23 protein-coding genes and 1 pseudogene are annotated in these 23,556 nt (G+C 66.1%); 4 read left to right on the forward strand and 20 right to left on the reverse strand.

Annotation, left to right across the window (positions count from 1 at the left end):
• Positions 1 to 203: 203 nt before the first annotated feature.
• From ACXJKQ_RS11705 to ACXJKQ_RS11765, 13 genes and pseudogenes are all read right to left on the reverse strand, one after another.
• A complete protein-coding gene (locus ACXJKQ_RS11705) occupies positions 204 to 1,799 on the reverse strand; it encodes an ATP-binding protein (protein WP_457105948.1) in 1,596 nt (531 codons plus the stop codon).
• Positions 1,782 to 2,624: pseudogene (locus ACXJKQ_RS11710) on the reverse strand (PAS domain-containing protein); the annotation flags it as partial. The gene ACXJKQ_RS11705 and the pseudogene ACXJKQ_RS11710, both read right to left, overlap by 18 nt.
• A gap of 43 nt (positions 2,625 to 2,667) precedes the next feature.
• Entirely contained in the window at positions 2,668 to 2,865 is a 198-nt protein-coding gene (locus tag ACXJKQ_RS11715; protein ID WP_457105916.1) for a ribbon-helix-helix domain-containing protein, read from the reverse strand.
• Positions 2,866 to 3,104: 239 nt separating this feature from the next.
• Complete coding sequence (locus ACXJKQ_RS11720; protein ID WP_457105917.1) at positions 3,105 to 3,293, reverse strand: hypothetical protein; 189 nt, start codon at positions 3,291 to 3,293, stop codon at positions 3,105 to 3,107.
• Between the two features lie 11 nt (positions 3,294 to 3,304).
• The gene (locus ACXJKQ_RS11725; RefSeq protein ID WP_457105918.1) at positions 3,305 to 3,706 is read right to left on the reverse strand and encodes a hypothetical protein; all 402 of its coding nucleotides are present in this window, start codon (positions 3,704 to 3,706) and stop codon (positions 3,305 to 3,307) included.
• Positions 3,703 to 4,440 (reverse strand): hypothetical protein, encoded by a 738-nt coding sequence (locus tag ACXJKQ_RS11730; RefSeq protein ID WP_457105919.1) that lies wholly within the window; start codon positions 4,438 to 4,440, stop codon positions 3,703 to 3,705. The genes ACXJKQ_RS11725 and ACXJKQ_RS11730 overlap by 4 nt, the downstream gene beginning before the upstream one ends.
• A 30-nt stretch (positions 4,441 to 4,470) precedes the next feature.
• Positions 4,471 to 4,701 carry a hypothetical protein gene (locus ACXJKQ_RS11735; protein WP_457105920.1) on the reverse strand — a complete coding sequence of 77 codons (231 nt, stop codon included), beginning with the start codon at positions 4,699 to 4,701 and terminating at the stop codon, positions 4,471 to 4,473.
• Between the two features lie 14 nt (positions 4,702 to 4,715).
• The gene (locus tag ACXJKQ_RS11740) at positions 4,716 to 5,168 is read right to left on the reverse strand and encodes a hypothetical protein (protein ID WP_457105921.1); all 453 of its coding nucleotides are present in this window, start codon (positions 5,166 to 5,168) and stop codon (positions 4,716 to 4,718) included.
• Positions 5,165 to 5,650, reverse strand: coding sequence for a hypothetical protein (locus tag ACXJKQ_RS11745; protein WP_457105922.1), 486 nt, complete (start codon positions 5,648 to 5,650; stop codon positions 5,165 to 5,167). Before ACXJKQ_RS11745 ends, ACXJKQ_RS11740 begins: the two co-directional genes overlap by 4 nt.
• On the reverse strand, positions 5,644 to 6,444 hold the full coding sequence (locus ACXJKQ_RS11750) for a phage head-tail connector protein (RefSeq protein WP_457105923.1): 801 nt from the start codon (positions 6,442 to 6,444) through the stop codon (positions 5,644 to 5,646). Before ACXJKQ_RS11750 ends, ACXJKQ_RS11745 begins: the two co-directional genes overlap by 7 nt.
• Before the next feature lie 3 nt (positions 6,445 to 6,447).
• Complete coding sequence (locus ACXJKQ_RS11755; RefSeq protein WP_457105924.1) at positions 6,448 to 6,918, reverse strand: hypothetical protein; 471 nt, start codon at positions 6,916 to 6,918, stop codon at positions 6,448 to 6,450.
• 29 nt (positions 6,919 to 6,947) lie between these two features.
• Positions 6,948 to 7,253 (reverse strand): hypothetical protein, encoded by a 306-nt coding sequence (locus ACXJKQ_RS11760; protein ID WP_457105925.1) that lies wholly within the window; start codon positions 7,251 to 7,253, stop codon positions 6,948 to 6,950.
• Positions 7,254 to 7,259: 6 nt separating this feature from the next.
• Positions 7,260 to 8,768, reverse strand: a complete 1,509-nt coding sequence (locus ACXJKQ_RS11765; RefSeq protein WP_457105926.1) for a hypothetical protein — start codon at positions 8,766 to 8,768, stop codon at positions 7,260 to 7,262.
• A gap of 430 nt (positions 8,769 to 9,198) precedes the next feature.
• On the opposite strand from ACXJKQ_RS11765, the gene ACXJKQ_RS11770 reads away from it, so the two are divergent.
• The 4 genes from ACXJKQ_RS11770 to ACXJKQ_RS11785 all read left to right on the forward strand — a co-directional run bounded on the left by ACXJKQ_RS11770 (position 9,199) and on the right by ACXJKQ_RS11785 (position 12,110).
• Complete coding sequence (locus ACXJKQ_RS11770; RefSeq protein WP_457105927.1) at positions 9,199 to 10,152, forward strand: metallophosphoesterase family protein; 954 nt, start codon at positions 9,199 to 9,201, stop codon at positions 10,150 to 10,152.
• A 7-nt stretch (positions 10,153 to 10,159) separates the two neighbouring features.
• Entirely contained in the window at positions 10,160 to 10,522 is a 363-nt protein-coding gene (locus tag ACXJKQ_RS11775) for a cupredoxin domain-containing protein (RefSeq protein WP_457105928.1), read from the forward strand.
• A 224-nt stretch (positions 10,523 to 10,746) separates the two neighbouring features.
• Positions 10,747 to 11,313, forward strand: a complete 567-nt coding sequence (locus ACXJKQ_RS11780) for a sigma-70 family RNA polymerase sigma factor (RefSeq protein ID WP_457105929.1) — start codon at positions 10,747 to 10,749, stop codon at positions 11,311 to 11,313.
• Entirely contained in the window at positions 11,310 to 12,110 is an 801-nt protein-coding gene (locus ACXJKQ_RS11785) for an anti-sigma factor family protein (protein WP_457105930.1), read from the forward strand. Before ACXJKQ_RS11780 ends, ACXJKQ_RS11785 begins: the two co-directional genes overlap by 4 nt.
• A gap of 251 nt (positions 12,111 to 12,361) precedes the next feature.
• Here the strand turns inward: ACXJKQ_RS11785 and ACXJKQ_RS11790 are convergent, their stop codons facing one another.
• From ACXJKQ_RS11790 to ACXJKQ_RS11820, 7 genes are all read right to left on the reverse strand, one after another.
• Positions 12,362 to 13,984: a hypothetical protein gene (locus ACXJKQ_RS11790; protein WP_457105931.1), complete on the reverse strand. Its 1,623-nt coding sequence runs from the start codon at positions 13,982 to 13,984 to the stop codon at positions 12,362 to 12,364.
• A 215-nt stretch (positions 13,985 to 14,199) separates the two neighbouring features.
• Positions 14,200 to 17,484 carry a phage portal protein gene (locus ACXJKQ_RS11795; RefSeq protein WP_457105932.1) on the reverse strand — a complete coding sequence of 1,095 codons (3,285 nt, stop codon included), beginning with the start codon at positions 17,482 to 17,484 and terminating at the stop codon, positions 14,200 to 14,202.
• A gap of 386 nt (positions 17,485 to 17,870) precedes the next feature.
• Positions 17,871 to 18,335 carry a hypothetical protein gene (locus ACXJKQ_RS11800; protein WP_457105933.1) on the reverse strand — a complete coding sequence of 155 codons (465 nt, stop codon included), beginning with the start codon at positions 18,333 to 18,335 and terminating at the stop codon, positions 17,871 to 17,873.
• A 198-nt stretch (positions 18,336 to 18,533) separates the two neighbouring features.
• Positions 18,534 to 19,241 (reverse strand): hypothetical protein, encoded by a 708-nt coding sequence (locus ACXJKQ_RS11805; protein ID WP_457105934.1) that lies wholly within the window; start codon positions 19,239 to 19,241, stop codon positions 18,534 to 18,536.
• Between the two features lie 730 nt (positions 19,242 to 19,971).
• Entirely contained in the window at positions 19,972 to 21,690 is a 1,719-nt protein-coding gene (gene terL, locus ACXJKQ_RS11810) for a phage terminase large subunit (RefSeq protein WP_457105935.1), read from the reverse strand.
• A complete protein-coding gene (locus ACXJKQ_RS11815) occupies positions 21,653 to 22,114 on the reverse strand; it encodes a hypothetical protein (RefSeq protein WP_457105936.1) in 462 nt (153 codons plus the stop codon). The genes terL and ACXJKQ_RS11815 overlap by 38 nt, the downstream gene beginning before the upstream one ends.
• The gene (locus ACXJKQ_RS11820) at positions 22,111 to 23,367 is read right to left on the reverse strand and encodes a site-specific DNA-methyltransferase (RefSeq protein ID WP_457105949.1); all 1,257 of its coding nucleotides are present in this window, start codon (positions 23,365 to 23,367) and stop codon (positions 22,111 to 22,113) included. The genes ACXJKQ_RS11815 and ACXJKQ_RS11820 overlap by 4 nt, the downstream gene beginning before the upstream one ends.
• Positions 23,368 to 23,556 lie beyond the last annotated feature (189 nt).

Here is a 23,556-nt window from a genome sequence, read left to right on the forward strand (position 1 = left end):
AGGTCCGGTTGCCACCCCAAGCTGAAGTTGCATGACGGCCGACGAACGTCCGCTTCGGAGAAGCGATGACGGCGGTCCAGGCGTCTGGGTTGGGTCGAAAGCGGGATGGCCGCTCGGGGTGGTTTTCGGCCGGTCCGCTTTCGGGCAGTAATCGATGGAAGCGGACATCGCCTCCGTGCCCGCTCACGACCCATAGCGGACCATCAGCTTCGACGTTGAAGCCTCGCCTCCCGCCCCGCCTCGATCATCGAGCGAATGCGCGCCGCCATTGTCTCTATGGCGAAGGGCTTCGTCAGCACCGCCATGCCCGGTGCGAGGTAGCCGTTGCCCAGTACCGCGTTCTCTGCGTAGCCGGTGATGAACAGCACCCTCAGGTCCGGCCTGGATACGCGCGCGGCGTCGGCCATCTGTCGTCCGTTCATCCCGCCCGGTAGGCCCACGTCGGTCACCAGCAGGTCGATGCGCACATCAGATTGCAGCACCTTCAGGCCCGCCGCGCTGTCGCCCGCCTCAATGGCCGTGTAGCCGAGGTCTTCAAGGATGTCGGTGACGAGCATTCGCACGGTCGGCTCGTCGTCCACAACCAGCACCGTCTCCCCGGCCTCCGAGCGTGGTAGGTCGGCGGCCTTCTCCGCCACCCCGTCATCGAGGACGGCGCCGTAGTAGCGCGGTAGGTAGATGCACACGGTCGTGCCCTGGCCGACCTCGGAGTAGATGCGCACCTGCCCGCCGGATTGCTGAGCGAACCCGTAGATCATCGACAACCCGAGCCCCGTGCCCTCGCCAATCGGCTTCGTCGTGAAGAACGGCTCGAACACCCGCGCGATCACCTCGGGCGACATGCCCGTGCCGGTGTCGGTCACGGCAAGGCTGAGGTACTGCCCCTCGGGCATGTCGTGCTGGCGCGCGGCCCGCTCGTCCATCCACTTGTTGGCGGTCTCGATGATGATCGTGCCCCCATCTGGCATCGCGTCGCGGGCGTTGATGCAGAGATTGAGCAGCGCGTTCTCAAGCTGCGACGGGTCCACCAGCACGGGCCAAACGTTGGTTGCCCCGACGACCTCGACAGGGATGCCCGGCCCCACGGTGCGCTGGATCATCTCGTGAATTCCCAAGGCGAGCCGGTTCACGTCGGTTGGCTTGGGGTCGAGCGTCTGACGGCGGGAGAAAGCCAGCAGGCGGTGGGTGAGCGCAGCGGCGCGCTTCGCGGCTCCCTGCGCCGCTGTCATGTAGCGGTCTACGTCTGTCATGCGGCCCTGCTGCATGCGCGTCTGCATCAGCTCCAGGGAGCCGGAGATCCCTGCCAGCAGGTTGTTGAAGTCGTGAGCGAGGCCACCCGTGAGCTGCCCGACCGCCTCCATCTTCTGCGATTGGCGGAGGGCATCCTGTGTCGCGGCCAGCTCAGCCTCGGCGCGCAAGCGAACGGTGATGTCCCTGGCAATGTGGAACGCGCCGATGATCCGCCCGTCTGCATCCCGCAGCGGCGAGTAAGCGACCTCCCAATAGGGTTTGGCAAGATCAGGATCACCAAATTCCTCAGTGACTGTATAGATTTCTCCCGCGAGTGCCCGCGCCATGAAACCGCGAATAATTGGCGCTTGATCGGGCGAAAAAAGATCGGGGAACACGTCACCGACCTGCACACGGTAGGCAAAGATGCGGAAAAATTCGTCGCTATGCGCCCGGTTGAAGGCAGTCAGGCGAAAATCATGGTCGAAAACACAGATTGGCGCTTCGTTCGACTGAGCAATGTTCTCGAACAGATGGAGCGCCTTGGCCTGCTCCTTCTCGGCCGTTATGTGACGTCCACTCGCGTAGATCAATCCATCCTCGGGCGTAGCGACCCAAGACAACCAACGAATACCACCGTCCTTGTGATGGTAACGGTTCTCGAAAACAGGCAGCTTTTGTCCGCGCACGTGCTCAAGCGCCCCTCGGCTGGCGTTATCATCCGCAACAATAAACTCGAAGATGTTCTTCCCAAGCGTATCATCGGTCGTCCAGCCGAGCGTTTCAGTGAACGCTGGATTGATCGCCTTGATGACCCCTTCCAAGTCGATGACTAACTGCAAATCTTGCGTATTTCGCCAGAGACGGTCGCGTTCTTGTGTTCTTTGGGTAACCTGTTCCTCAAGGGTCGCGTTGATGTCCCGGAGGCGTCGCTCGCTAACGCGAAGTGCACTCTCCGCGCGCCGCCGTTCGGTGATCTCGACGCCTTGGTTGAGCAACCCTGCGATCCGGCCCTCTTCATCTCGAAATGGAGATGCAGTGAAGTCCCAATGGGTGACTTCCTCGACGCCGTTACGGGTCATCGTGATCGGCACCGTGGTGCTCGCGAAGCCTTCTCCGGTCTGCATCGCTTGGTAAAATGGCGGCGCCACTTGCTCCCAGGCGTCACCCCACACATCCCGCACAGGCCGACCAAGGGCGTTCGGATGACGGTCTGCAAGCGAGGGTATGTACGCGTCGTTGTAGAGGAACAGTAGGTCTGGCCCCCACAACACGGCTCCCAACATGGGTGAATTGAGACAGGCCGACAGCACGGATTTCAGTGATCGCGGCCACCCTGCGGGCGGCCCAAGTGGCGTAGTTACCCAATCATGTGCACGTATCAGCGCACCCATTTCCCCGCCGCCAGTTAGGAACGCGGCTTCATGACCGATCACGTCAACCACGGCTCACCTCGTCGCGCGGAGCCGAGCCCCTGATCGCCGCAAGGGTTGATGCTTCGTCACGCTCCAGGAGGCGAAGTGCGGAACGCATGACCTCGCTGATGCTGCGGTAGCGGCCCGAGGCAAGGAATGCGCACAGGAGCGCGTCCTGCTCTGGGGTGATCGAGACGGTGACGGTTCGGCGCACGGACATGGCGAAGCGATGCCTACTGAGGCTTGTTCTTACAAGCGTGTCACGGCCACACAGGCGCGATCCTGAGTGCTCCTGGTCCCTCGTCAAAGCGCGATGTTGGAACGTCCGCTTCCCATCCCGAGCTGACGTTGCCGGACGGGCGACGAGCGTCCGCTTCGGGGGAACGCCGACAGCGCGTCTGGCGGCTGAGTTGGGTCGTGAGCGGTCGCTCTGAAAACCGAACTGATCGACCTTCAATCCTAATGCGCCTTCACCTGCCCGTCCGGGAAGCGGAGGATCATCGCGCCGATGCCGCTCGGGTCGTCGGCCGCGGCTCCGGCCGCTTCGGCAAGCGGTGGCGGATCGGCTTGCGCCTTCACGCCCATGTACGCTGCGACCAGTTCGTGCACCGGCGGATGGGCCGACCAGTAGCGATAGAGCCGCCGCACGTCCCAGAGCGTCAGTTCGCCGACTGCGTCGAGAGACCATCCGGTGACGGTGCAGATTCGGCCGTAGACAGCGTCGAGATCGAGGCGGCGCCCTGCGCCGCCCGCGCTTCCCCCGGGTGGGCACCCGGGTCGGCACCCGGCAGGTAGCCCGCGAGGATCAGCACGGCGCGCGTCGCCTCGGCGAGATCGGCGCTGGTGGCCTTGAGGTCGCGCAAGGTGGCGATGTCCGGCGCGTTGTCGCGGGCGAGCGCCGCGCTCACCACCGCTAGCCCGTAGGCGAACGGGCTCTCGCCCGAACCGCCCGCCACGAGTGGCTCCAGGGCCTCGACCTGGCGCAGGGTGAGCGGGCGGACGGTCCAGGTCTTCGACCCGAGCATGATGGTGGCCGGAAGCGGCCGCGGATCGGCGCTCATCCGGCATCCCCGAACGACCACGTCGCGACGTTACCGGCCGCGTCCGCGAACACGCTGAAGTCGAACTCCGGCATGACGAAGTCCTCGAGCTTGGTGCCGAACCCGAGCTTCGAGGACGTGCAGTTGTTGAACCGCACGTTGACCGCGTTGCCCTGGAACGTCGTGTAGAACTGCGCCTGGAAGGTTGGCGTCGTGCCGAGCAGCTGGTTGGTCACGGTGAAGTGCTGGCCGGCGCCGGCGAGCCCGTAGGTGTAGTTGATCAAGAGCATCTTGCCCTTGTCGTCGGCCGCGAAGCTGTAGACCCCATTGGCCACGCTGTACTGGCCGGCGGCCGGCGCGGAGGCGACCTTGGTGAAGGGCAGGCCGGTGAGGGCGTTCAGCACGCCGAGATCGTCGGCCGCGGTCGCGGCGTTGGCGACCGTCATCGTGTAGGGCGCGCCGGCCGGGATCGTCCCGGCCTCGCCGAAGGCGGTCATCATCTGCCCGGGCACGGGCGCGACCCCGTAGAACAGCGAGGCCATGGCCAGCCCGGAGATCCGGGCAACCTTGGCCTTGCCGGTGGTCTTGATCGTGCCGCGGGCGATGGCCAGCGGGTGCTGCTGCTGGCCGTAGAGTTCCTTGATCGTGGCGGTCTCGTCCATGGTGACCTCCTGGACGAGGCCGAAGTTCACCGGGGTCGCGTTGGCGATGTCGGTGCGGGTCTCGATCAGGACCCCGGAGCCGAAGGAATACATGCGGGTCTCCTCTCAGGAGGGGCGGGGCGGTCAGGGCGCGGCGCGCTCGAACTCGGCGACCAGCGCCTTCACGCGCTCCTTGAAGGCGTGGACGAGGTTCCACAGCGCGGTGTGGTGGCCGAGCGCGGTGCCGCCGAGCATGTCGGCGTGCAGGTTGTCGATGCGCTCGGCCAGCGTGTCGCCGCGGGTTGGCGGTTCGTCCGCGCATACGGGCGCAGGCTGGGGCGCCACGGTGGCGCCCGCATCGTCCTCGGATTCCATAGGGATCTCCTGGGTCAGGGAAGCTCGATCGCGACGGGCACGACGAGGAGGCCGTCGCCGTCGAGGTCGCCCGGCACCTTCACCGGTCGGCCGGCGATGCGGGCCATGTACGGGGTGCCGGCGAGCGTGGTGCGGCCCAGCGCCAGGTCGGCGCCGGCGGGCGCCAGGGCTGCGTCGAGGGCGTCCATGATGTCGTTGAGCTGCGCCGCCCCGATCACGCGCGGGTCGCGGGCATCGATGTAGACGAAGATCTTCACCTCGATCGTCCGCCGCGGCACCGCGCCCGACGACCACGCGTAGCTCTCGTCGCCGCCCTCATGGAGGAACACGGCCGGGCGCTGTGCGGCCGGCACGTCGGCGAACAGCTTCAGGCGCCGGGTCGGACCCGACTTCCAGGGGTAGGCGCCAGCCACCACTTTCTGGAGCGCCACCACCGCCGCGTTGCGCGGGCCGAGTGGGGCGCTCACCCCGCGATCCCCCTGGCCACGGCACCCTTCAGTGCCGCGACGATCGCCTCGGCCCGATCCGCCAGCGAGGAGCGCATGAATGACCGCTCCGGCGTGTTGGCGGTGCGGGTGAAGCTGCGCACGTCGACCGCGCGCGGCGCAATCGCGTGCCCGAAGGCCTGCGCGATCGTGCGTACGTGCGCCGCGACCGTCTCTTCACCGGTGAAGCCGAACTCATGGCGGGCGCCGTACGTCACGTCGCCGGACTGGCTCACCGTGCCGGCCACCGCATCGTCGCGGGTCTCGACATCCGAGAATATTGAGCGGCGCAGGCGGCCGGTGACCACGTTGAGCACCTCGCCGGAGAGCTTGCGCTTGATCAGCGCCTCCAGCACCAGCCGCTCGACCTGGACCGCCTTCACCAGCTCGGCGCGCACGGCGTCGGGCATCCGGTCGAACCGGGCGACGACCCGGGTCTCCGCGACCTGGATGTCGGTCAGCACGGCGGCACCACCGCGCGGTAGGGCTGCAGCGCGGCCGACACGAAGTCGGGCAGGGCCGCGATCCGGTAGGAGACGGTCTCCTGGCCGCCGAGCGACTTGGACTGCAGCCCGATCCGCTCGCCGTAGGCCATCCGATCGCGGATCCAGTCCAGCGCGGCGTTGGCGAGGTCGGCCGGGACGTAGCCGTAGGTGATCGCTACCGCTTCGCCCACGTCCTCGGGCGCGAACAGGTAGCCACCCGTGTCATTGACGGCGTACTGGCCCTGCGCGGGATCCCGATCGACCTGGGTGAGCGCCGCGCCGGTGCCGAAGGCCACGCCGAGATCGCACGCCCAGGCGCCGTAGGGCTGGTCCGGATACACCGTGCACGGCGCGCTGCCCGGGAGCGGCACGGGCTCCTCGGCGATCTGGTAACCGGCCGTGTACGTCACCGTGACCGCCGCGGAGCCCGGCGGGGCTGGCAGCGTCAGAACTTGGGGACGGCCGGGCGGGGCCTCGTCGGCGCGCTGGAGCGTGTAACCCGCGCGCGATCCGGCGTCCTCGGCCGCCGCGATCGCGGTCGAGCCGACGGTGACCGTCTCGATCCCCGTGACCGGCCAGTTGGCGAGGAGGATGCGACCCGCACCCCCGGTCCGGACCTCGGTGTAGCTTCGCGGCAGGATCGCGGGGCGGTTCAGGGCGGCCAGGATCGTGCGGCTCACCGCCGTGATCAGGCGCTGCACCGAGCCGTCGGCATCCTCCTGCACGCCGAGATCGGCGAGCCGCACGAGGTCGTGGGAACTCGGCCAGATCATGGTTCAAGCGGCGGGCGCCAGGGCATCGCGCGCTTTGGCTCGCAGCGTGTCGTTGTCGATTGGCGGAACGACCCGGATGCCGCGCTTCCTCAGGAAGGCGAACAGCTCATGCCGCTTCATGCCGTCGATGTCCGCGGCGGTGACCTTCGCTGGGTCGATCCGCTCGGCGTCCTCCTGCTCCAGGCGCCGGCGCTGATCCGCCTCGGCGATCATGCGCGCCACGTCCTCGTCGGGCATCGCCGCAACCGTCTCGGTGAACAGCGCCACCAGCCGGGCGCGGTCCGCGTCGAGGGGCCCGAGGGCCACCGCCACCGAGGCCGCCGCCGCAGGGGCGTCCCAGGGCGTGAACCCGTGCGCCTCCAGGTCGAGGCGATGGCGCGGGTCGACGTGCACCGCGCCGTCGGCGTCCACCGCGATCGCGTGGCCATGGTGCGAGAAGCCGGTCAGCCCCTCGGGCGCGCGCATCTTGATCATGTCGGGATTCCTGCTGCGAGGGGCGAGCGTCAGGCCGGGGCGCCGGTCCAGACGCTGCGCCAGACCTTGGCCAGCCCATCCCAGACGACGGGCAGCGACAGGGTGGTGTCGAAGTAGAGCTGGTCGGCCGGGGGGGCGCTCGGCCGGGCCGCGGTCGGGCCGGCGAGCGCGTGGGCGCCGGCGCGGATCCAGCCGTTGGCCTCCAGCACCTGCGCGTCGAAGACCGGCACGTCGAGGACGCTGCCGGCCGTGCCCCGGTAGGGCCGGCCATTGGCGATCGTGACGTGCGGGCGCCCGTCTCCGGGCGGCAACATGCGGGCGAGCGGTCCGGCCATCTGCGCTCAGCCGTTGGCGATGTTGGTGATCACCGCCAGGGACGGCGGGAAGTAGTGCTGCAGGACCTCGTCGGCGTAGACGCCGTACTCGTACTTCCGCGACCGCAGCGGCCACTCGATCTGGTAGTAGTCCTGCCGCGTCCGGACCTGCATGACGTTGCCGACGTTGTTGATCGGGTAGGGCAGGGTGCCGGTGGTGAACAGGATCGTCCCGGCCGGCAGGTTCGGGTGGACCTTGATGTCGAGGGTCGCGCCGCCGGCCATGGAGAAGCGGTTCAGGTAGGTGCGAGCCATGAAGCCGCCGCCGAGCTGGTCCCGGGTCACCGCGATCTCGTACCGGTAGGCCGAGGCGGCATTGCCGGTGAGGATCTTCTTCGAGATGTTGAGCGCCTCCTGGCTGTTCACCCACATCGTGTCGGGCGAGAGCCGGTAGAGGTCCCACATGGACTTGAGCACCGCGTCGATCTCGACGATGCCGCCCGCGCCGTCGGCGGTGAGCGGCGTTCCGATGCCGACGGTGCCGGGCGCCAGGGTGTAGACGGTGGCGCCGGATCCGGGCCTGAACGCCTGGGTCAGGAGCCCGTCGAAGGACAGCGCCGAGGTCGAGCGATCGACGGTCCCGAGCGAGGCGGCGGTCTGCGTGCCCGCGGCCGCGGCGGTGATCAGCACCGAGGCGATCGTGGTGATCGCGCCCAGCACCTCGGCGCCGGCCGCGCCCCAGAACCACGCGTAGCCGAGCGCCCCCGGCACGGTGGCCACAGAAGCCGCGATCGACCCGGCGGCGCCAGTGGTCGCGACCGTAGCCGCCGCAGAGCGCCCCGCCGCACCGCCGCCGAACACGTCGGTCGAGCCGTCGGCGTTGGTGCGGGTGATGGTCGCCTGGATCCCGCCCGCGACGGTGCCGTTGATCACGCCGTCGAGCGCCAGCGCCACGGCGATCACCGACCACGTCTGGGCGGCGAGCGTTCCGCTGGTCGCCGAGCCCGAGAGGGTCGGGGTCGGCGTCGTCCCGAGCGCCAGGGAGGTATTGCCGCCGAGCAGCATCGCCTCTTCGCCGAGCATCAGGCTCTGGAGGCCGGTGCGCGCCGCGATGGCGCGCACGTCGTCGAACCCTTTCGCGGCATGCCGGGCGTCGAACTCGACGTTCGACTCGATGCCGATGCCCTTGTAGCTGGCGGTGTAGTCGGCGGTGGCGACGACCTGCACGCCGCGGTTGCCGCCGGAGACGCCGATGCGCATCCCGGAGACGTTGATGCCGGTGATCGCTCGCCACGCGGCCTGGATGCCGCCCCTGCCAGAGACGCGCGGGATCGCGTTCCGCAGGGGCGTGAGCACCGGGTAGAGCGACTTCGCCCCGAGTTCGAGGTCGTAGAAGGTCAGGCCGGAGGTGGGCGAGCTGCCCTGCGCGAAGGTCGATTTCTGCAGGTCGATCCCGAGTTGGGCCAGGATCGGATCGGTGAGCGGCTTGGACTGCGCCTCCCTGAGGAGGGCGAGGACGTCGACGTGCTGGGTCATGGGGCGTGATCCTGTGCGGATGCACGGCCGCGCCGGCGCCGGCCCGTCCCCGGGGCGCGCGGCATCGGACGTTGAGGGGAGGCGGGCGATGAGGGCCAGGAAATGTGACGCGCGATCCGTCCCCGGATCGGCGGCGCCTCAAGAGCGGCAGGTTTACGAAGTGACTGATAAGTCGAGCCAGGTCGCGGGAAACAGTCTCAGCAGTCCGCTAAGGGTGGCTTTCTGCCCGACTGCTTCTGAGAGGTGAGATCAAGAAAAAAGACTTGAGGGAATCCCGGCCGCAGGGATCGTTCCGGCCCCGTCCCCACACAGGCCGGACGCGGCCCGACCAGGCCTGTCACTTTTTGTCGTCGAGCCGGAATAAACCGGGCGGTGCCGCGATCCGGATGTGCAGGGACGCCAACGTCCCGGCTCTTTCCGGAAGCAGATCATGCAGGATCTCCAGCAGCCCGAGGAAGGATCGCCCGGCCCGACTCGCCGGGGCACGCTCGAATGCATGGTGTGGGCCGGCACCGGCCTCCTCTGGTCTCTCGGCGGCGGCCTGCCCCGGGCGATCGGGCTGGAGAGGGCCGTGGCGGGTGAGACAGCGCCAGCGCCCTTCACCTTCCTCCAGATCAGCGACAGCCATGTCGGCTTCAGCAAGCCGGCCAATCCCGATGCCCTCGGCACGCTACGCGAGGCGGTCGGCAAGATCGCAAAGCTCCGCGAGAAGCCGGCCTTCATCCTCCATACCGGCGACATCAGCCACTTGTCGAAGGAGCAGGAGTTCGACGATGCCGATCAGATCCTGCGCGAGATCGGGGTGCCGATCGTCTTCGTGCCGGGCGAGCACGATCTTCTCGATGAGGGGCAGGGTCGCGCCTATCTCCGCCGCTACGGCAAGGGATCGCGCGGGGCCGGCTGGACCAGCTTTGACCGGAATGGTGTCCACTTCATCGGACTCGTCAATGTCGTCGACTTGAAGGCCGGCGGCCTCGGCAACCTCGGCACCGAGCAGCTCGGCTGGCTGGAGCGCGACGTGGCGGGGCTCTCCTCCAGCACGCCCATCGTCGTGTTCGCGCATATACCGCTCTGGACGGTCTACCCCGAATGGGGGTGGGGCACGCAGGATGGCGGGCGGGCTCTTGCGCTCCTCGGCCGCTTCGGCTCGGTGACGGTGCTTAACGGGCATATCCACCAGATCATCCAGAAGGTCGAGGGCAATGTCGCCTTCCATACCGCCCGCTCGACGGCCTTCCCGCAGCCGGCGCCGGGCTCGGCTCCCTCGCCGGGGCCGATGAAGGTGCCGGCCGGAGAGTTGCGCGGTCTCCTCGGCGTCACGAGCGTAAGCCTGGTGCGCGGCACCGGCCCGCTGGCGATCGTCGATATCCCGCTTGGTGGGTGAGGCCGCCATGACCGCGCCCCTCCGTCGCCGGCTTCGCCCGGGTTCCGGCGCCGCCGTGCTCGCCGCGATCCTGGCCTTTGGCGCCAATCCCGCCATGGCAGGACCGGCCCAGGATCTCGTCGTCCGGATCGACAACTTCACCTTCAGTCCGGAGACGATCACCGTGGCGCCGGGCGCCAAGGTCACCTGGATCAACGGCGACGACATCCCGCACACCGTCGTGTCGCCGTCAGGCCAGTTCCGCTCGAAAACCCTCGACACCGAAGACCGTTTCTCCTTCGCCTTCGCGGCGAAGGGGGAGTATCCCTATTTCTGCTCGCTCCACCCACACATGACCGGAAAGGTCGTCGTGCGGGACACGCCGGAATGACCCGGCTCGGGGGCGGGGGATGGGACGGGAGCGGCCTCGTGGGAGCAGGTGCGCTGGCGACCTTCGACCCGGCCCGGCGGCTTTCCCCGCCCACCACACTGCTGGGCACTCTCGCCGACGCAGCCCTGGCGCTTCACGCAGCCGTCGCGTCCTCGTGGCCCGGCTCCGGCGCAGACCGCCTCGGCTGCCGGACGTCTTCTGCCGCTGCGGAAGGGGGCCAGGCGGTGGGCCGGTCCACTACCTCGTTTCGCGACCTCGTGCTGCCGCATCTCGATGCCGCCTACAACCTCGCCCGCTTCCTGACCCGGGACGCCGACGCCGCCGACGACATCGTGCAGGACGCCTTCTTGCGCGCCTTCAAGGCTTTCGAGGGTTTTCAAGGCGGCGATGCCCGGGCGTGGCTTCTGGCGATCGTACGCAACTGCGCTCGGACCTGGGCGAACGCTCGCGCCCGCGAGCGGGCGCGTTGCGAGCCGCTCAGCGGCGTTGCACAGGCCGACGAGCAAGGGGAGGGCGAACCGGAAGACAGGGAGTTCTGGGACCCTGAAGAGGCCACGCCCGAGGCCGCCCTCCTGCGCGAGGGCGAGGCGGCCTCCCTCCGCCGGCTGATCGAGACCCTGCCCGCGGATTTTCGCGAGGTGCTAGTGCTGCGCGAATTCGACGACCTCTCCTACCGGGAAATCGCCGAGATCACCGCGGCACCGATCGGGACCGTGATGTCTCGCCTCGCCCGGGCCAGGACCAAGCTCGGAGCCGCATGGCGGCGCCTGAACGGCGAGGACCGCACATGACGGAGCGGTCCGATGTGCCCTGCGGCGAGGCGATCCTGCTCCACGCCCTTCTCGACCGCGAACTCGATGCGGCCAACATCCTGCGGTGCGAGGCGCATGTCGCCTCATGCCCAACTTGCGCCGCCCAACTCGACCGGCTGCGCGCCATGCGGGAGCGCCTGGCGGGCGGAGATGTCGCGTGGCGGGCGCCGGAGGCGCTGCGCATCCGCATCCTCGACGCCCTGGCGCAGGAGGGACGGCACGACGCGCCGTCCCCGAAGGAGACGCGTCCCGGCGCGATGGCGTGGCTGCGCACTCTGGCGGCGAGCCGGACGGTCCTGCCGGCGGGCCTCGCCCTGGCGGCGAGCCTGGCCTTCGCCGTCGTCCTAACGCGCCCCGAACCCGCCGCCGACCTCACGGGACAGCTCGTCGCCGGCCATGTCCGCTCTCTCCTGGCGAACCACCTTATGGACATCGAGACATCCGACCAGCATACGGTGAAGCCGTGGTTTTCCGGCAAGATCGACTTCTCGCCACCGGTCATCGACCTCTCGGACCGCGGCTTTCCTCTCATAGGCGGGCGGCTCGACTATCTCGACGGGAAGGTCGTGGCCGCGCTGATCTACAGGCGGAACAAGCACGTCATCAATCTGTTCGTCTGGCCTTCCAATGCATATTCCCCGCGCAGCCTCGCCCAGGACGGCTACAACATATTTGGTTGGCGGCAGGCTGGCTTGACCTACTGGGCCGTGTCGGATCTCAACGCCGTCGAGCTGAAGGAATTCAAGGACGACTTCACCGAACGCGCACCGGGATGATCGGAGCGCGACCGAAGTGCCAAGTCTATGCCGAGTGACTTGCGACGCGTGCAAGGACGGTCAGGGCGAAAAATAAGCTGTGGCAGCGCGAAACGAATGACCGCTTTCGAGCGATCCCTGGAGCTTCGACTTTGACTGGGCTGGATCGATAACCGTCAAGTAGCGCCCCGGGCCACCTCAGCGCGTGAGAGCAAGCGGTTGCGGGTTCTGGTGAGAGACCTTGATCAGCAGATCCGCGCGCGCCTCGGGGCTCATCTTCGCGAGGTGATGCGGATCGCGTCGGCCGATGGAGCGTCTGACGCGCCAGAGATACCCTCCGTACCCTTCGTGACGGCGCGGCCCACGAGGTGGCGCGGCACAGGCTGGTCGCCCACCATCTTCGCCAGGGCGGCGATCTGCGGCAGCACCTCGTCGGTCAGCGTCTGCTGCAGCGCGTCGCGCTGACCGGTCATCTTGGTGAGTTCGGCGCGTACGGCCTCGATTGCGTCGCCCCCCTTTGCGAGATCGCCGCCGGCCACCTTCTCGGCCTGTCCGCAGGTCGCCCTCAGGCTGCAGGCATCGTCATGCATGCGCTGGATCCGCTCCCGGTCCGCTCGGCTGTTGCGTGCTCCGACCTTGGCCAGCGCCTGCCCGGCCGGGCTGTCGGCGGCGACCGCCTTCACCAGCGCGTCATAGGCGACATCCGACAGCGGCCCGGCGGCGAGCGCCATCGCCGCGTCGCTCGGCGCGTCGCCCATCAGGTCGGCCATCTCGGTCGCCACCATCGCCTGCAGGAGCGACACCCCCTGGGTCGCCCAGGCCTGCATCTGCCGGGGCAACGCCGCGTCGCCATCGGCGTAGACCGCGTCGAACACCGCCGAGCCGACCATGCTCCTGATCTCGCTCAGCAGCACCGCCAGCCGCGACACGCCGTAGAGATCCTTGGCGAGGTCCGCCTTGGCGGGATCGGTGCGCCGCCGCTTATGGGATTGCCCGGCGCTAGCGGAGCCGACCGCCTCTCCGTCCGTAGCCCCGAGTTGCTTCCCGAGATCGGACAGCGCGTCGAGCACCGGACCGGCCGAAGCCCGGGCCGAGGCGTCTGCATCCGTGCGCGCGTTGTGGGCCAGTGCGTCCGCCTTCTTGGCGAAGGTGCTGCCGTCCTTGGCTTTCCATACCTGCTCGACCGCGCCCTCGCTCGCGGGCGCGGACCCGGTGGGCTCGGAAGCTAGCCGCGCCTTGGCCAGCGCCTCGACCTCCGCAGCCTTCACGAGGGCCTCGCGCGCCGGCGCCACGAGGTCGCCGACCTCGCCCGGCCGACCGGCCGCCGCGGCGAGATTCTCGGCCTTGGCGAAGACGGCCGCATTGGTCGGCTCGGGCGGCGGGGCGATCCGCACGGACACGGCGAAGGCCCGCGTCTCGGCCGCGCCGTCGCTCTTCAAGACCTGGAACGTCGCCGAGGGCAGGCAGGGCAGATCGACGAGGCTGACCTCGCTCGGGTCGGCCGTGTAGCGCATCAGGCCGTCCTCGCCCCGCCAGCGCTTGGCGTAGGCGCCGCCCTGCGAGAAGCCCGTGTAGACCCCCTCCTCGACCTTCTTCCATTCCGCGTCGTCGACCACCTTCGCGCAGATCTCGATCTGCCTGGCGTCGTCGTTGAAGGCGATCTGCGTGACCTTGCCGGCCGCGATCTTGCCGTGCATCGCCCGCAGGTTGCCGAGCGAGCGGCCGTCGGTCGCCTTAGCGATGCCGCCCGACCACTTCTCGTAGAACGGCTTCGTCGAGGTGTAGTCGCAGATCTCGCCGGCGCGATCCGGGGCCTCGGCGGTGGCGAGGCCGTAGACGAGCCGGTTGGCCGCATCGACCTTCGTCAGCGGCAGGAACAGGGACAGCTCGGGCATGTGAGGCTCCGACGGGATAGACCATTGTTGATCAGCCACCAATCGGTCCAGCCGTGGGCTCGAGTGATTTCGCGTCAGTACGGCAGCGCAGCAGATCTACATCTTCACGTTGCTTGAGTTCGCAACCCGACCGGCGTAGCTTTTACTCAGGCGCGGACCCGTCGACCGTTTCGGACGTCAAGCCCAAGGGCGATCGCGAGATCGGGCACGCGGCGTCAGCGGGCCGCGCCACCTCTAAACCCCGACCTTGTAGAACGTGTGCAGCGTGAGCGATCCCGTCCGCTTGCGCACGGCCAGAACGGCCTCGTACGTCTGCCCGCGGATCGTGTGCCGGACGACGACGCCCTGCAGGCCCTGTCCGCGCGTCTTGCCGCCTCGCGCCACCGAACCGTGCCGGAGCAGCCGCGGAAGGTTGCTGTAATCGGCCGGAACGATCGGGTTGGGGGCTCCACTGCCGGGGCCGTGCCGACGGTCGATGTGCCGGACGAACTCGGCGGTGACGCCGTGTCGCCATCCATCCACATTCCGCCCGGCGTGAGTCGAGAAGCGATCGCCGTGAACGCGTCCGAGATCCAGCACGTCTTGGTGCGACCGGTCGGCCAGGGCCCGCGTCGCGAGCCGCTTGGCCGCCCGTCCCGATCCACCCGCGCCTGAGAATTCGCCCGTGTCCGGATCCCGCGGATGCTTCGACGGGTCGAACGCTTTGTCGATCGACGCGTCGTCCTCGACGACAGGCACCACCACACAGCGACATGACGGATGCGCGGGCGTTGTGTCGTCCCCGCTCGGGAATGCGTCGTTGAGCTCGACCGCGCCGGCATCCGCGTTGGCCTGGCAGACCGCGCAGCAGCCCTCCTCGGCCCACCACGCCTTGCGGACCGCGATGCCGTCCTCGACCGCCCCCGGTAGCTCTCCAGCGACGCCGCACCGTTGGCGCTGGCCACCTCGTACTCGGCGATGCGTGCTGCCCGCTCTGCCGAGAAGGCGTAGTCCGCCTCGATCGCCTCCGCGATGGCGTCGAGACCGACGTTGTGCTCCAGGCCCGACGCGATGGTCTCGCGCAGCCGCGTGCGGGTCGCCTCGGTGATCACCATCCGCGCGTCGGCCGACGGCACGAGCCGCCCGTCGGCGTCGAAGCGCATCCCGACCATCTCGGCCGCGCGGGTCCGCGCCGCGGCGACCGCTCGGGTGTTCACGCGCTCGACCAGTTGGGCGCGGCTGGCTGCGCCAATCTGCGCCAGCGCGCGGCGACCCGCATCAGCCGCGACGGCCTCAAGTTCGTCGGCCACCTCCGGCGCGACCGCGCGTAGATCCGTGAAGTCGAACTCGTCGAGAAAGGCGTCCAGCGCGCGGCGCAATGCGTCGACGTCGTCGGGCTCCGGTCCGACCTTGGCGAGCTTGAAGAGCCCGCGGAGCCCGGCGACCACGTCAGAGCTGGTAGCAGCCAGGGCTCTCTCCAGCCGCTCCGCAATCGCATGCATCGCCCGGCGCGTGGCCGGCCGGTCGAAAGGGACGGGATCGGCCGGCCTCCACACCCGGCGCTTCGTGAGTTCCGCACCGACGGCCTTGTGGGCCGGCGCTGGCAAATGGGCGATCCGCGCCGTGAGGCGGCCGCGCAGATCCTCCAGGGCAGCCACGATGGCGCTGCGGCGGTCGGCGTCGAGGCCGGCTTCGCGGATGGAAGCGATCATCGCGTCGAGCGCGGCGCCCACCACCTCGCTGAGCCGGTCTCGGATCCGTTCGCCCGCGGCGGCGTTCCCGGACGCTTTGCCGAACCCGACCGCGCCGGCGAGGTGGTCGAGCATGTGCGCGACCTCCTCGTCGTCGTAGCCGAGATGCGCGCCGATATGGCGGCCAGCCGTGACCAGCGCGTCGCCGAGCAGGTAGTTCTCGGCGATCCAGACCGCCGCTTCGACCGCGGCCGGCACGGTGCCGCCGGACGCGGCCGTGACGATCGCGCCCCCGGCGATCACCGCCCCGCCGATCGCGGTGCGCAGGACGGTGCGCTTGAACGCGGCGCGCTCGGCGGCCTCATCCGCTTCGCCGCCTACGCTCCCATCGGTCCAGCGGCCGTGTGCGTCCCGCGGCTGGGCGTCGTCGAACTTGGTGAGCAGCTTGGCGACCGCAGCCGCGGGGCCGTCGTCGCGATCATCCGGCTCTTCCGGCGCCGCGCCGAACGTGCCCGACGCGGGCGGCGGCCCGAACGCGTCGAGCGCCGCCTTCTTGCCCGCCAGCGTGTTCGCGTCGATCGGCACGAGGCCCGTGCCGGTCATCACCATCAGGACGTCGGCAGCCGGGCTCGGATCGGGATCGAGGCCCAGGATCTTGCGGCCCTCGTTGAGCCGCATCAGCCCGCCTGCAGTCAGCCCGCGCAGGCGCTCGGCCTGCGCGGCCTCGTCGATCTGCTCGTCCTCCTGCCACGCGAACTCCAGCTCGGGCGCGGCGAGGTCGTCGGCGATCACGTCGTCGAGGACGCCCTTGATCCAGTCGAGCAGCGGCGCGAGGCCCTCCTCCTCGGCGAGTTCCTTCTGCGTGTCGGCCGAGGCCCGGTTCATCTGCTTGATCAGCGCCTGGGGCGAGACCGAGAAAGCGAAGCACACCACTCGGGACAGCCACTCGTCGAACTCGCCCTTGAGCTGCGGCTCGCTCGTCTGGTGGAGCGCGACCTTGCCGGGCACGAACCGGGCGCGCCGCCGGGCAGCCAGGTTGTCGGTGAACAGCGAGTCCCAGTAGGTCTGGTAGGTCGCGATCTGGTCCGGCCCCCAGGTCTCGGGGACGCCGATCAGCGCGTCCGGCACGGTGCCGCTGGTGAAGTACTCCAGGGTCATGACCTGCCGGCGCAGGGCGATGTTGACGGTGGTCATCACCTGCTCGACCGGCGAGAAGCCGTAGACGCGGTCGGTGCGCAGGTTGCGCGGGCGGTAGAGCAGCTCGTGGGCGGTGTAGTTCACCGCCGGAAGGCCCTTGAGGATCTGCTGGTAGGCCTCGGGCCAGACGGTCTCGCCGCTCTGCACCCACGGCGTCGGCACGCGACCGTCTTCGCCGAGGATCGGCTTGATGGTGGCACCGTCGATCGGCTCAAGGGCGAGGAGGTCGCCTGCGCGAGAGCGCTGCTTGAAGGTCGTCCAGGCGTCGAGGACGAGCACGTCCTCCAGGCCCATGCGCAGCCAGTCGGTCCAGGGATGCACGCCGTCGGGCTTGGCGAGGAACGCGGTGATCGCCGCGGCCTTCGCACTGGACGACCGTCCCGCGTCGCGCGCCTTGATCGTCCACTTCATGCGGGCCGCTTGGTCCTTGCGCGTCTCGATCACCAGCCGCAGCAGGTCATAGCCGTCGGCGAGGCGGCGCAGCTGCGCGAACGAGACCGGCTCGTAGGCCCGCGCCGTGGTGTTGAGGTTGTAACCAGTCGGGTAGTCGAAGCGGCGGCCTGCGATCTCTGCGGGAGCCGAGGGGCGCATCGGCGCGGACGGGCCGAACCAGCCAAGCTCGTGGGCCGCCATTGAGCCAGAGCCGGCGCTACCGTAGGTCAGGGTGTATGCCATTGGGGCCAGCAACACGCCCGCCGCGCCGCCGCGTGTCGATGAGGCCAAATGAGGGTGCCCTTCGGCGAAGCGCCAGAATGTTACTAGACGGCACGAGACCGCAAATGATCACAGTTTCAGGATTGGTGGGCGACTTCCGATATCATCATTCGGCAACTTGTGACGGCATCCCGTGAGCAAACGCCATGGGCTACGGCCGACCGTGAGTCCGGCGGCAAGCTGCAGATATGGTGTGTTCGGCTCCGCCCGCTCGGCTGGCCGAGACGGAAAGTCCGAAGCAGTGCGCGGACAGATAATTTATACTTTCGCATCAACATGTAAGATAAAAAAATACTTTAATACAATCAATCTGACACGGTTGAAGATTTCCATTGGCCAGATTTTTTGATTTCACGCTGGATTGTCAGAGTATAACGACAAAAATTATTACCGAAAACGATGTGGTAATTGTTTGATTTTCTATCGAACTCGCTATGGATATAAATTTCCGGCGCCCGTTTTCTGTACTTGATATGTATGCCACGATCATCTGTATGGAAGCGACCAAGTTTAGTGAAGCAGGCTACTCCAGACTCGTCTGGAAGGAAATTTACGCCGGTCTCATCGATTTCAATGCCTTCTTCTGACGATAAGATGCGAGTGGGAAGCTCGACTAAGAGTTTGTTTGACTTATCAGTCGTTTCACCTGTACTTCGCGGCTGAGCTTGATTATCGCTGATCATTTCAGCTGGGTAAGCGCTCACGGCGGACATATAAAGAACAGATGAGATCGATATTTTAAACAGATTTGATTTTTTACTGCGCGCCATATTTATCATTTCCTTTGATGATCATGATCAGAGGATCATTTTTGACCATTTATTGTAGAAGAAAGTCCCTCGGAGCACTCACTGAAGTTCTTGAGATTTCTGTAGTGCTCCGAGAAAAACCAAAGATTAATTAACTCACTGGCAACGATATATAAGTGATCATCGTCATCGGTGAGATACAGTCACAGGCTGACGATTTTAAGCCGGTGTTTGAGTGGTCACTTCAAGATTTCCGTCGACAAATCTCGCGACAACGACATCTTCCGGGACGGATGGCACTGCAAAGAAGGTCCCTTTCTCTGTATGAAAGATAATCCGCTCGCGCGACCAGATGGAACCATCCGGATCCGAACCACTGTTCTCACCTATCGCTACAGCGCCCGTATCGTGATCTCCAATTTTCGCATTCCTTGTATTTTCATCATATAGATTATCGTATGTCTCCTTTGAGGATTCTTGCCAGCTTACCTTTGTGCGGCCTTCGGCGGCAGACGCGGGATTGGAATGACTGTTGTTTTGAACAGGTGCCGATCCGCCGTTTCCACCTCCTCCGGAGCGCGCACCAACTCCCACATTCGGATGAGAAGAAGGGTAACCGCCGACCGGGTAGCCTGGGCCGACTGAAATTCCGGGAAGATGTACCGTCGGATCTTGTTCCATAGCTGCGTGATAAACAGTTTCGCCGCCAGAATTTCCGGCAGGCGAATTTCTATTTGTATTACTGGCCTCGGGATTGCCATTATTAACATTGTTGTTTTCTGTATATTGCGAGCTTTTTGTCTTGCTGGATGCAAATAAAATCGCATCGCCTTGGCTGGCGTGTATTCTCAGTCCAGATCTCGTATCTATTGACTGATCATTTTTGCCGATTTCTGAATTCTTTAAGCTAGCGCTGTCTGTTACCATGCCAGCACGGCTTACAGGTAGAACAGCGGAAATAGATGAAGTAATTCCAGTGGTACTAATTAGGTAACTCCTTGTAGACATGCCCAATGAATGCTTGACTGTAATTTTATCACGCTCCAGGCGGATAAAGTCCGGCTTTGACCGAAGCTCGCCATATCGCGTGTCGAGCAAAAACAGCCGTCGACATCGCAATTAGGTGATTGTTTGTTCCGGGCGCCCAGGGATAACAGCAGAGTTGTTCATGTCAAGCGCACACAAATCGCCGTAATTGAGCGACAAAAATTACACTGCTGTATAAATAAATGACATTTTACTTGCGTAAATTCATTTCATCATAACAGAAACATCATTGTGATAATATGATTTATTTTTTTGCAAAACAACTTAGACTGTATACAGCATGATCAATACATATTTCAGAAAGTTAGATCGGAGTATTACACCRCGGCACCGCCGCGCAAGATTCTGATATCAGATGCTAGCGTTGGCGAGCGATAATTACTGACTGCATCTCTTCACATCCCTCTTTGCCAATTGCAGGTTTGAACTCAGAAATTATTATGTCGAGCGTCGTAATCGTTTCGGACTGAATTTTTGTGTAGACAGCGCTTTCTATAGCAATAGAGTCTCGATCTATGGCCTTGATCAGGCATAGGCTAAAAATGCCGTAACAACCCGAAAATCATTTTCGTATAAAATATACGTAAATTCGAGTGGGCAGAAATTCAGCCTAAAGAGATCTACCAGCTGCCTTTGATAAATCGCTGAAGCCGGCGGCGCAGAGTGGACTGGCATCATCGCTCCAAACGACAATTCGTCCATCCGTATCAGGCGTATAGCGAGCACCAGACAAGCCGATCACCGTTCCAGTGCCGGCGGGCGCCACCAGCTCAATCGTCGCCCGTCCACTGGCCACGCTCGGCATAGACCACCCATAATGCGGCGCTTCCGGCGCCGACCCGACCTCGATTTGCCGCCGATAGAACGCGATCAACCCCTCGCCCGGCGCCACACCCGCCAGTTCGTTGAACGCGTCGGCGGCCGCGTCCACCTGGTCGTCGTGGCTGCCGGCCGGGAAAAGGCCGACTTCCTCAAGAAATAACTCATTCCAAGATGCACGCAGCAGCATCACGTTGCCGACCTCGACCTGGCTGGAGAGCGGCTTGGCACGCACCTCCTTCGAGCCGGTCGGCGCCACCGCGCTGACGATGAAGCCCGCGAGCGCCGTGACGTAGTCCTCGGCCTGCGCGATGCCGGCTTGCCCCGCATCCTTCGGGATCCGGATGCCGACCGCGGCCCCGTCCTGGCTGGCGGTGTTGATCAGCCGCTGGCGGACCTTGCCTGGCGTTTCGCGCACGCGGACCACGTCGGCGATGTAGAACCGCTTGTCCGCGCCGCGGCCCATCCTCACGCCGACGGTCCAGTCCGGATCGGCGCCGGGCCGCTTCCTCGTGCCGGCGAAGTCCCAGGCGCGCACCCACTTCTCGATCGGCGGCAGCGCGTCGACGATCCCGAAGCCCGCCCGGTCGAAGAGTCCGCCCTCGCGCGGGGCCGGCCGCTGCTGGAACTGACCGGCCACCGCGTAGGCGCCGAGAGGGACCTTGTCGCGCTCGACCACCGCTCGCGGGAAGCGCTCGGGGAACAGCAGCTCGCCGTCCAGCGTGCGCGGATCGGCGAAAATCGGCGTCCGACAGGCGCGGTCCGGCTCGAACTCCATCGGCAGCATCAGGTGGACGTAGCCCAGCCCGAGCCGCAGGATCTCGCCCGAGACGTCGCGCTCGTGGAGGCGCTGCATGATCACCACGATCGCCGAGCGCGCCGGGTCGTTGAGGCGCGTCGTCACCGATTCGCGGAAAATGCGCAGCGTCCGCTCGCGCTCCGTCTCGCTCTCGGCGGTCTCGGTCGAGTGGGGATCGTCGATGATGACCCGGTCACCGCGACCCGCGGTCAGCGAGGCGAATGGCATGCCCTCGCGCGAGCCGGTCGCCGTGTTGGCGAAAGAGATCTCACCTGAGCGGGACAGCGCGACGTGGGGCCAGAGCGCTCGGTACCATGCGCTCGACACGAGATCGCGCATGCGCCGCGCGTCGCGTTTGACGAAGTCCTCCTTGTACGAGGTCGTGAGGTAGCGCAGGCCCGCGAGGCAGCACGGCCCCCATTCCCAGGCCGGCCAGAACACTGAGACGAAGAGCGACTTCATCGTGCCCGGCGGGACGTTGATCAGCAGCCGGTTCTCCAGGCCGAGGGCGAGGAAGCGCCCGTGGGTGATGGCCTCAAGATGCGCGCAGAGCGCCTCGATGTGCCAGCCGTGGACGTAGGGCTGGTTGGGCTCCAGGACGTGCCAGGCCTCTTCGACGAAGCTCGCGAGCGACGCACAGCGGGTCCTGATCCGCTCCCGCTCGGCCTTCGCGCTACGCCGCGCCTGCTCCGCCCCGATGGCCGTCAGCATCTGCGCCGGCGGCGGCAAGCGGACCGAAGAATGCGGCGAGCGCGGCCAGTTGCTCATCAGTCGCCTTGGACAAGTCGACGTGCTGAATCGGACCGCCGTTTGCCCTCGCGATCTCGTGTGACTGCGCCGGCTCCTTCCAGCGCATGCGGGTCTTGGCCCAGTAGATTGCGGCTGTGACGGCCTGCGGGCCGTCACCGATCGCTTTTTTGAACAGGCTCTCGGCGACTTTCGCGTTGGCTTTCGTGATCCCCTGGTCGAGCTCGTCGCGGTAATGCTTTAGCGGCGTGGGCTTGCTGATACCGACGACGCGGGCGATCTCGTGCTCCGGAATTCCGTAGCCAGACAGGGCTTCGACCTCACGTCGGCTCTTGTCCGTTGGCGTATGGGGTGGCCGACCGCCAGGGGCCGCCGGTTCGTCGGTCATTTCGTGGCGCTCACACGTGCCTTGACTCGTGCGAAGGACTCACCCGTCTCGGCGAGGGATGCTTCCTGACCGGTGAAGGCTTGCCAACGAACCACGGTGACATCGACATAGGCGGGGTTCAATTCGATGGCGTGGCAGGCACGACCGGTCATTTCAGCCGCTATGATCGTTGTACCGGAGCCGCAAAAGGGCTCATAAACACCCTGCCCTGGTGAGGAGTTGTTCTCGATCGGGCGCCTCATGCACTCGACGGGCTTTTGCGTGCTGTGCCCGGTCTCGGATTTGCTGTGGCTGATTTCCCAGAGCGTGGACTGCTTCCGGTCGCCGGACCAATGGCCCTTTTTCCCCTTACGAACTGCATACCAGCACGGCTCGTGATGCCAATGGTAGTCGCCGCGCCCGATCGCGAAGCGCCCTTTCGCCCAGATGATGCTGGAGCGTAATTCAAAATCGCTGGCGGTCAGGCTGTCTGCGACCAGTGGCGAAAACAAGCTGGCGTGCCAGACATACGCTACGTCGCCGGGGAATAGCGCCCAAGCTGCGCGCCAATCTGCTCGATCGTCATTCAGTACCCGGCCGATCGCACGAGCGGCGACTCTCGTGCCGTTGGTCCGCTTCACCTGATTCCGCCAATTGGGCTCATACTCGACACCATATGGTGGGTCGGTCACCATTAGGTGCGGGGCAATACCGGCGAGTACGCCTTTGACGTCTTTCGCGTTGGTGCTGTCGCCGCACAGGATGCGATGACGGCCAAGGCTCCAACAGTCGCCTTGTCGCGTCACCGGTTCGACGGGCGCCTCGGGTACGTCGTCGGGATCGGTCAGCCCTGACGTGCGCTCGGCCATGAGGTCTGCGAGGGACTCGATCGAGAACCCGGTCAGCGCGATGTCGAAATCCAGTTCCTGGAGGGCGCTAAATTCGACCCGCAGCAGATCTGGATTCCAGCCAGCGTTCGCCGCAAGTTGATTGTCGGCGATTACGTATGCCCGGCGTTGAGCCTCGCTCCACCCTCGCGCGACCATGACTGGCACCTCCGCGATCCCGAGCTTGAGCGCCGCAAGCACCCGACCGTGACCGGAGATGATCCTGCTCTCCTCGTCGACCAGCACCGGCGTCGTCCACCCCCACTCCATGATCGAGGCTGCGATCTGACCGGTCTGCTCGTCGGAATGCGTTCTGGCGTTGCGAGCATAGGGCACAAGTGCCGAGACCGGCCGGCGCTCAACTCGGTCAGCGGGCCAGCTTTTCATACGGGCAATAAACTCCCTCGATGCGGCAGCCCGCAGCCAAGCGCAGCGTTGCGGTTTGGCGTCAGGAAGAAGCGCAAAATCAGGGCTGGGCATGTCGCGCGTGGGCAGATCGTCCCGACGCTGACACGTGATCCGGTAGTTCCGGCAGGCGCACCCTCCAACGAGCGCAGCTCACGTTCCGGCCGTCCA

This window comes from Methylobacterium sp. P5_C11 (genome assembly GCF_054049775.1).